This window comes from Kitasatospora sp. NPDC023120 (assembly GCF_055560835.1).
The window spans coordinates 1-2,667 of sequence record NZ_JBVHHY010000094.1; the positions used below are offsets into that span (position 1 = coordinate 1).

Sequence of the window (2,667 nt, forward strand, 5' to 3'; positions counted from 1 at the left end):
TCCGCAAAACAGACACCACGAAGCCGCCGCCGGAGAAGAAGACAAAGAAGTCCAGCACCCCTCGACCTCGCCGCACAGGTTAAAGATCAAGCTAGCGGAACAGCCAGTACGGTGGCTTGGCAGTTGGCGCTGGCTGGAATTGCTGTCGTCTGGCTCCTCGCGGGAGGTCTTCAGACTTCCGGCGTGAACCTGCGCACGCGCCTTCTCTGTGCCGGGCTTGCACTCGTACTCTCCCTCTTCCTTGACCTGTGTCAGTACCTGCTGAAGGCCGCCTTGTGGGCAGGCTGGGCACGCCACAAGGAGAAGAAGCTTCAGGCAGGCGACCCAGAGAAGGTGGTCGATAGCCAGGAGATCGGTGGGGCGCCGGACTGGTTCAATCGTCCAACGTGGATCCCCCGCTCGGAGTCCACCGGCGACCTGGCCGTCCAACGGGCTCAGCGCCGACTCGGCGTACATCCGACGTTACCTGCCTGAAGGCTGAGGGGGCGCTACGGCGGTCCTGCCGCGGTGCCGGACCGCCGAGAGCAGTTCCGCGCCGCGTGGTCCGGCAGCTGGCGGGATCCTAGATGACTGATGCCAAGGGCTCGGTGGCTTGCATGACATGAAGGGAGAGAAGTCCACAGGGCGCTACGGCAGCGGATCGGCGTCGGGGTCGGCGTCGATGGAAAGGACGATCTTGCCGCGGGTGCGCCCCGACTCGCTGGTGGCGTGGGCTTCGGCGGCGTGCTCCAGGGGGTAGGTGCGGGCCAGGGACACTCGCAGCAGGTCCTGGTCGACGAGGGTGGCGAGGGCGGCCAGGTCCTCACCGGACGGGGTGAAGGACAGCTCGACCAGCCCGAGGCCGAGCGTGTCGGCGCGTGCGCGCAGGGCGGTGCGGTCCGGGCCGGTGCCGCGCACGTCGACCAGGACGCCGCCGGCCCTGAGCACCTGAAGCGACCGCAGGCCGTAGTCGCCGCTGATCGGGTCGATCACCGCGTCCACCCGGCTGCCGTCGGCGGCGAGCGCGGCGGCGAAGTCCGTCGCAGTGTAGTCGAGGACTTCGTCCGCACCCAGCCCGCGCACGAAGGAGTGGTTGGCCTCGCGAGCGGTGCCGATGACGTAGGCACCGCGTGCCTTGGCCAGCTGGACTGCCAGATGGCCGACGCCGCCCGCCGCCGCGTGGACCAACACCCGGCTGCTCTCTTCCACCGTGCCAGCGCGCTCCAGCGCCTGCCACGCCGTCAGCGCGGTCACCGGCAGCGCCGCCGCCTTGCGCAGGCTCGCGCGCCGGGGTGCGGCGGCCAGCTGGGACTCGGGGACGGCCGCGTACTGGGCGTAGGAGCCGCGCGGCGGGATCGTCACCCCGTAAACGCGGTCGCCCGGCTGGAATCGGACGGCTCCCGGGCCAGTCGTCTCGACGGTCCCGGCCAGGTCAAGGCCGATCGAAAACGGCGGGGTCCCGAAGCGGCGCACCTGTCCGGAGCGGATGCGCCAGTCGGCGGGGTTGACCCCGGCGTACGCGATCTTGACCAGGACCTCGCCCGGGCCCGGTTCCGGCACCGGCACATGGGCCGCCTCCAACACCTGCGGCCCGCCGTACTCGCGGACGACAACCGCACGCATATCGCTGCCCATGGAATCCCCTTGGTGATCGACGCCGACGGGGACCGGGCCGCTCCCGATCGCCTCGCCATGGCGATCATCCTGGTCGCCGTGAGTATCGCTTGTGAAGTAGGTACCTGAAGGGTATTCAGGTACCTTATGGATACCGACTCGCGCCGCAGCCCCGCCGACCTACTCGCGACCTACCGCCGCAGCTGCCCCTCCCGCACAGTCGTCGAGGTCCTCGCCAACAAGTGGTCCCTGTACGTCCTCGCCGCCCTGCGCCGCTCCCCCGGACCACTGCGATTCAGCCAGCTGCGTCGCCTGCTCGACGGCGTGACGCAGAAGATGCTCACCCAGACCCTGCGCGCCCTCGAACGCGACGGCCTCGTCGCCCGCACCGTCTACCCCACCGTGCCCCCGCGCGTCGAGTACTCCCTCACTGATCTCGGACACGCCGCCGGCGAGCTCACCACCGCCGTCGCCGACTGGGCCGTCGACCACGCCTCCCGCGTCCACGCCGCCCGCGCCGCATTCGACGCACGCCCCGAGGAGCCCAGTCCTCTCTAGACGCGATGCCAAGGGCTCGCCGGCGCGCATGACATGAAGCGAGGGAGTCCAAAGATCGGTTGTGACGCCTGACCTGGACTCCCTCGCCACCGCACTCTACGTGAAGACCGAGTGCGCCACGAGGCTCTGTTGTTGTACCGAATGGGGGTGGAAGACCTTCATCTCCCTGCCGCCGTAGCGGTGGGGTGAAGCTGGAGGCAGCCGGACCCGGGAGTCGCCGGGGAGGGTGGGAGCAGCCTCGACAAAGTCGCGACGATCCAGGACTGCCGGATGGATCGGGTGCGGTGAGCGAGACGGGAAGGTATACGCGAGGAACCGGCTGCGTTACGCCTCTTGATCACGTGCCAGCTCTAACCCGGTGGATTCGGGCTGGTTTGCGGTGCGCACTCGCCGTCCTTGGCGGCGGGGAACTCCTGGGGAGGGTCTTCGGTATTCGATCCGGGAGGTCATGGTGAATTGTCTACGGCAGTATCCGTGACGATGCCGCAGGGGCAAAGCCGGGTGCCTAACCCGTCA

The 2,667-nt window shown here is 68.9% G+C and carries 4 protein-coding genes; 3 read left to right on the forward strand and 1 reads right to left on the reverse strand.

Annotated elements, in window-relative coordinates; genetic code table 11:
• On the forward strand, positions 1–187 hold a 187-nt coding region (locus ACZ3TI_RS40800), incomplete at its 5' end, for a hypothetical protein (protein ID WP_465735628.1).
• A complete protein-coding gene (locus tag ACZ3TI_RS40805; RefSeq protein WP_465735630.1) occupies positions 184–474 on the forward strand; it encodes a hypothetical protein in 291 nt (96 codons plus the stop codon). The genes ACZ3TI_RS40800 and ACZ3TI_RS40805, both read left to right, overlap by 4 nt.
• Positions 475–627: 153 nt before the next feature.
• On the opposite strand, the gene ACZ3TI_RS40810 is transcribed toward ACZ3TI_RS40805, so the two are convergent.
• Positions 628–1,602: an NADP-dependent oxidoreductase gene (locus ACZ3TI_RS40810; RefSeq protein WP_465735632.1), complete on the reverse strand. Its 975-nt coding sequence runs from the start codon at positions 1,600–1,602 to the stop codon at positions 628–630.
• Positions 1,603–1,740: 138 nt separating this feature from the next.
• Here ACZ3TI_RS40810 and ACZ3TI_RS40815 point away from each other — a divergent pair, with 138 nt between their 5' ends.
• Positions 1,741–2,151 carry a winged helix-turn-helix transcriptional regulator gene (locus tag ACZ3TI_RS40815; protein WP_465735634.1) on the forward strand — a complete coding sequence of 137 codons (411 nt, stop codon included), beginning with the start codon at positions 1,741–1,743 and terminating at the stop codon, positions 2,149–2,151.
• The last annotated feature ends 516 nt before the right edge of the window (positions 2,152–2,667 follow it).